Here is a 5,676-nt window from a genome sequence, read left to right on the forward strand (position 1 = left end):
TTCCCGGCCGAACTGCTCCCGAAGGCGACGAAGCGCGTCCTCGTCGATCGCGGAGGCGGGCTGGTCGGGCTCGGCAGAGGTGTAGGACGACGGGGCGACCGCAGCGGCCTCGGCTTCCTGCGCGGCCCGAATCTGCGCCTGGTGCGCCTCGTAGCGCTGCTGGGCGTCGGCGTACTGCCGCTCCCACTCGGTCTGCTGCTCCTCGAAGCCCGGCAGCCACTCCCCCGTCTCCGGGTCGAAACCCTCGGGGTAGACGTAGTTGCCCGCCTCGTCGTACTTGGCCTCCATCCCGTACTGGGACGGGTCGAACGCCTCGCCTTCGCCGACAAGGGCGCTGGAGTCGTTCGCCTGCTTGAGGGAGAGGCTGATCCGGCGCCGGTCGAGGTCGATGTCGATGACCTTGACGAGGATCTCGTCGCCGACGTTCACGACCTGCTCGGGGATCTCCACGTGCCGTTCGGCCAGCTCGGAGATGTGCACCAGACCCTCGATGCCCTCGTCCACCCGGACGAACGCGCCGAAGGGCACGAGCTTGGTGACCCGACCCGGGACGACCTGACCGATCGCGTGGGTACGGGCGAACTGACGCCACGGGTCTTCCTGCGTGGCCTTGAGCGACAGCGACACCCGCTCGCGCTCCAGGTCGACGTCGAGCACCTCGACCGTGACCTCCTGGCCGACCTCCACGACCTCCGAGGGGTGGTCGATGTGCTTCCAGGAGAGCTCGGACACGTGCACCAGACCGTCGACACCACCAAGGTCGACGAACGCCCCGAAGTTGACGATGGAGCTGACGACGCCCTTGCGGATCTGGCCCTTGGCCAGCTGCGCGAGGAACTCCGACCGGACCTCGCTCTGGGTCTGCTCCAGCCACGCGCGCCGGGACAGAACCACGTTGTTCCGGTTCTTGTCCAGCTCGATGATCTTGGCTTCGAGTTCGCGGCCGACGTAGGGCTGCAGATCGCGCACCCGGCGCATCTCCACCAGCGACGCAGGCAGGAAGCCCCGCAGCCCGATGTCAAGGATGAGACCGCCCTTGACGACCTCGATGACGGTGCCGTTGACGACGCCGTCCTCCTCCTTGAGCTTCTCGATCGTGCCCCAGGCGCGCTCGTACTGCGCGCGCTTCTTGGACAGGATGAGACGGCCCTCCTTGTCCTCCTTCTGGAGAACAAGGGCCTCTACGTGATCACCGACCGTCACGACCTCGTGCGGGTCGACATCGTGCTTGATCGAAAGCTCCCGCGAGGGGATCACGCCTTCGGTCTTGTAACCGATGTCGAGGAGCACCTCATCGCGGTCCACCTTGACGATGGTTCCGTCGACGATGTCACCGTCGTTGAAGAATTTGATCGTTTTATCGACGGCGGCGAGGAAGTCCTCAGCCGAGCCGATGTCGTTGACCGCGACCTGCGGGGTGGTCGGGGTGGGCGGTGTGGTCACGGTCTCCACGGGTCGTACGTCGGTGGTGCTCGTCAAGGGGTCGGCTCCGGCTACAGGGTTCGTCGAATGCACGAGGGGCCGGATCGAACCGCCGGGACGGAGGGACAGGGACCGTGCAAAACGAACACTGTCGGTACCGATAGCGACGCTCGAGCGGATCTACTAGGTCTGAGATCCACAGACTCTCGTGCCAGACCCAAGTCTAGGGATCGTTGTCCAGGGTGGTCAACGCCATGGCGGGTCAACCTCGTCCCGCGTCGGGGTGAACCGCGCCGGAGACGGCCCGCGAACCCGATGGGACCGCGACCATGTCACATCATCGGAACGGGATGACGCACGCGGCGGCCAACCCACCCCCGATTCGATGCCCAGCGGACACTGCGAGGATCGATGCCGTGAACGGACCAGAACCCGCCAGACCGGACGCGCCCCGGCCCGTCCTGCCGCAGTACCCGCCGGGCGGGTATCACCCCGCCGAGTTCGGGTACAGCGACGTCGACGACGACAGCGCCCGATGGGCCAACCGTGGCTACTGGGACGCCACCGCCGACGACTACCAGGCCGAGCATGGTGCCTTTCTCGGTGACACGGACTTCCTGTGGTGCCCCGAGGGTCTGCGGGAGGCCGACGCGCACCTGCTCGGCGACGTCCGCGGCCGGACCGTGCTGGAGATCGGGTGCGGCGGCGCGCAGTGTGCCCGCTGGCTGGTCACCCGTGGTGCGGACGTGGTCGCGCTGGACCTGTCCGCAGGCCAGCTGCGGCACGCCCGGACGCTGTCGGTGGCCACCGGTGTGGACGTCGCCCTGGTACAGGCCGACGCCACCCGGCTGCCGCTGGCCGCCGCAAGTGTGGACCTGGCCTGCTCGGCCTTTGGCGCGATCCCCTTCGTCGCGGACAGCGCGGCCGTCATGCGTGAGGTCGCCCGGGTGCTGCGTCCCGGCGGGCGCTGGGTCTTCTCCACCACACACCCGATGATCTGGTCCTTTCCCGATCATCCGGGCAGGGAGGGTCTGACCGTGGTCCGCAGCTACTTCGACCGGCGGGCATACGTCGAGCGGGACTGGGCCGGCCGGACGAGTTACGCCGAGACCCACCGGACCGTCGGTGACCGCGTCCGGGAGCTGGTGGCCGCCGGTCTGACCGTGTTGGACCTGATCGAACCGGAGTGGCCGGCCGGGCACGACCGGGTCTGGGGCCAGTGGGGGCCGGTGCGTGGCCGCCTGTTTCCATCCACCGCGATCTTCGTGACCGAAAAGGGCACCGGGACCACCTGAGACGTCCCGACGACAACGGTGATCGCGCCACCTTTGGCCCGGCCGGCCGGAGTCCGCCATGGCCGGCCCCAGATGGCCAGCTACATGCTTGTTACAATTAGTAATGGGAATGTTGCCGTCGTGACATGGTGGGAGGACACAACGGCCAGCCGTCCGGGCACGGTGGATGCGGTCCCGGTTGCCCGGCGCCCGTGCCCACCCGAGCGCGGCCCGGTCGGTGCAAGGCCCCCCCGATCCCCGGCGGCACCGGTGCCGGCCCCGCTCGCGGTAGCGGCCCCACCCCGGCACGCCCTGCGGGGGGCGATTCGCGGTGCGTCCCCACTGGCCGTTGCCGCCCTCGCCGCCAACCTCGCGAACCTGCTCGTCACGCTGGTGCTCGCCCGGCATCTGTCCACCACCGCCTACGGGGCGCTGGCCCAGTTGCTGGCGCTGTTCTTCGTGGTGTCCATGCCCGGCAGCGCCCTGCTCGTCGGCGTCGTCCGCAAGGTGACGCCCTGGCAGCAGACGGGTGAGGCCGCGATGATCGACCAATGGATTGCGCGGGTCCGGCGTGGCGGTGTCGTCCTGGTCGTGTTGACCGGTATCGCAGCTCTCCTGCTGCGGGGTGTCATCGCCACGGCGCTGTCCCTGCCGGGTCCCGGCGGTGTCGCCGAGATGCTCACCGCGGGCGCAGCCTGGTGCCTGCTCTGCGTGGACCGCGGGTTGCTGCAGTCCACCCACAGGTACGCCGGCCTCGCGGCCAACCTGCTGCTGGAGGGCCTGGTCCGGGGCGCCCTCGCGGTCGGGCTGGTGCTGGCGGGTCTCGGAGCCGATGGCGTCTGCCTGGCGATCCTGCTCGGTGTACTGGTCGGGCTCGGGCACGGGCGCTCGATCCTGGGCTCCCACGCCGGCCGCGCTGCGGCGCGCGCCAACCCGCCCGCCGCCAACCTGTCCGCAGGCACCGCGCCCGCGATGGCGCCGAACCGGCTGGCCGTCGAGGTCGGCGCCGCGCTGAGCGCCCTGGTCCTGCTGGGCGTGCTCCAGAACATCGACGTGCTGGCGATCGGCGCACACCGCTCCGTCGACGCCGGCTCGTACGCGGCGGTGTCCGTCGCGTGCAAGGCGCTGGTCTTCGCCGCGGTCGTCCTGGGGGGCTTTCTGCTGCCCGAGACCGCGAGCCGCCGCCACCGCGGTGAGCACGCGCTGCACCAGCTGGGCGCGACCCTGGCGATGCTCGCGGTGCCGGCCACCGGGCTGCTCCTGGTCGCCCTGCTCGCTCCGGCGGGTGGACTGGCACTGGCCTTCGGCCCACGGCTGACCGCGGCCGCAGGCTCCCTCGCACCGCTGGCCGCAGCCATGACCTGCCTCGGGGCAACCGTCCTGTTCACCCACTACCTGCTGGCCGTCGGCGCGCGCGGCGTCTTGGTGGTGCTCGCGGCCGCGACGGCCCTCGCCGTTGCGGGCATCTGGTGGGTCGGCGGCGCCTCGGTGGCGACCGCCCGGCTGGAACTCGCGCTGCATGCGGTACTGGCCGCAGGCACGGGACTGCTGGTCTGGGCTGACGCCCGGCGCACCGCCACCCGGTGAGCGTGCGATCATCGCTGCTCGGACGCGTCGCGGGTCGGATTAGGATGCTTCGGACACGCTTCGCGATCACCGCAGGCCCTGGGGGCCAGGCCCGCGGCGTGCTGCCGTCTTCCTCCCTGCCGCACCAGCGACCGGGAGCCGAACCAGGACGATTGGGCTGGACCGGTGACCCTGACCGCACCATCGGCACATCCGCGGCGAGTTCTCTCCCGCCGGCTCGCCGGCCGCCCGGGCGCCGGCGGCGAGTCGTCGCCGCTGCGACGCCGGTGGCTGCCGTCGTGGCCCGCGTCGCTGCTGGCCGCGATCGCCTACCTCCCGCTGCTGCTCACCGCACCCGGGCGGGTCGGTGTCGACACCAAGGCCTACCTGTACATCGACCCGCAACGGCTGATCAGCCATGCGGGGATCATGTGGGCCCCGAACATCGGGATGGGTGCGGTCACCCACCAGAACATCGGTTTCCTCCTCCCGCAGGGCGCCTTCTTCTGGCTCGTCGACCTCGTCGGTCTGCCCGCCTGGGTCGCCCAGCGGCTGTGGACCGGCTCGGTGCTGTTCCTGGCCGGCGCGGGCGTGTTGTTCTGCATGCGGTCGTTTCGGTGGCCGAACAGGTCCGCCTTCGTCGCCGCGGTCGCCTACATGTTGAGCCCTTATGTCCTGGAGTACGAGGCTCGGATGTCGGCGATCCTGCTGCCGTACACGGGCCTGGGCTGGCTGCTCGGGATCACCGTCCGCGGGCTGCGCGAGGCCCGGGGCGGCCGCGCGGCCTGGCTGCCGGACGGCTGGCGCTGGCCGGCCGCGTTCGGTGTCACCGTCGCGCTGGTCGGCAGCAGCAACGCGGCCAGCCTGATCTTCGTGCTGCTGGCGCCGATGCTGTGGCTACCCTTTGCCCTGTGGGGGACCCGGGAGGTCCGGCTCGGCCCCGCGCTGGGCATGATCGTCCGTACCGGTGTGCTGGTCGTGCTGTGCTCGGCCTGGTGGATCGCGGGTCTGGTCACCCAGGCCGGCTACGGCGTGGACATCCTTGCCTACAGCGAGACGCTCAAGACGGTGGCGAGCGCCTCGCAGGCGTCGGAGGTACTACGCGGCCTGGGCAACTGGTACTTCTACGGCGAGGATGCTCTCGGCACCTGGATCACTCCGTCGCGTGACTACACCCAGACCGTGTGGGTGGTCGCCGTGAGCTTCGCGGTACCCATGCTGGCGCTGGCGGGCGCGGCGCTGCTTCGGTGGGGCTACAAAGCCTACTTTGTCCTGCTGGTGCTCGTCGGTACCACGGTCGCGGTGGGCGTGTACCCCTATGACAACCCCTCGCCGCTGGGCGCTGCGTTCCGCGCGTTCGCGCAGGCATCCACCGCCGGGTTCGCGCTCCGGTCAATGCCCCGGGCGGTACCAC

Annotated in this window: 4 protein-coding genes; 3 read left to right on the forward strand and 1 reads right to left on the reverse strand. The window is 70.3% G+C overall.

All coding sequences use genetic code 11. The features are described from left to right. The coding region (gene rpsA, locus U9980_RS12515) for a 30S ribosomal protein S1 (RefSeq protein WP_322779398.1) at positions 1-1,479 on the reverse strand (1,479 nt) is incomplete at its 3' end. A 359-nt stretch (positions 1,480-1,838) separates the two neighbouring features. On the opposite strand from rpsA, the gene U9980_RS12520 reads away from it, so the two are divergent. The 3 genes from U9980_RS12520 to U9980_RS12530 all read left to right on the forward strand — a co-directional run. After that, complete coding sequence (locus tag U9980_RS12520) at positions 1,839-2,717, forward strand: class I SAM-dependent methyltransferase (protein ID WP_416210253.1); 879 nt, start codon at positions 1,839-1,841, stop codon at positions 2,715-2,717. A gap of 18 nt (positions 2,718-2,735) precedes the next feature. Continuing rightward, positions 2,736-4,283 carry a hypothetical protein gene (locus U9980_RS12525; protein ID WP_322768061.1) on the forward strand — a complete coding sequence of 516 codons (1,548 nt, stop codon included), beginning with the start codon at positions 2,736-2,738 and terminating at the stop codon, positions 4,281-4,283. Between the two features lie 165 nt (positions 4,284-4,448). Continuing rightward, positions 4,449-5,676 (forward strand): alpha-(1->3)-arabinofuranosyltransferase domain-containing protein (locus U9980_RS12530; RefSeq protein ID WP_322768062.1); only part of this gene is annotated, 1,228 nt, incomplete at its 3' end.

This window comes from Protofrankia sp. Cr1, assembly GCF_963555865.1.
Taxonomy (GTDB): Bacteria; Actinomycetota; Actinomycetes; order Frankiales; family Frankiaceae; genus Protofrankia.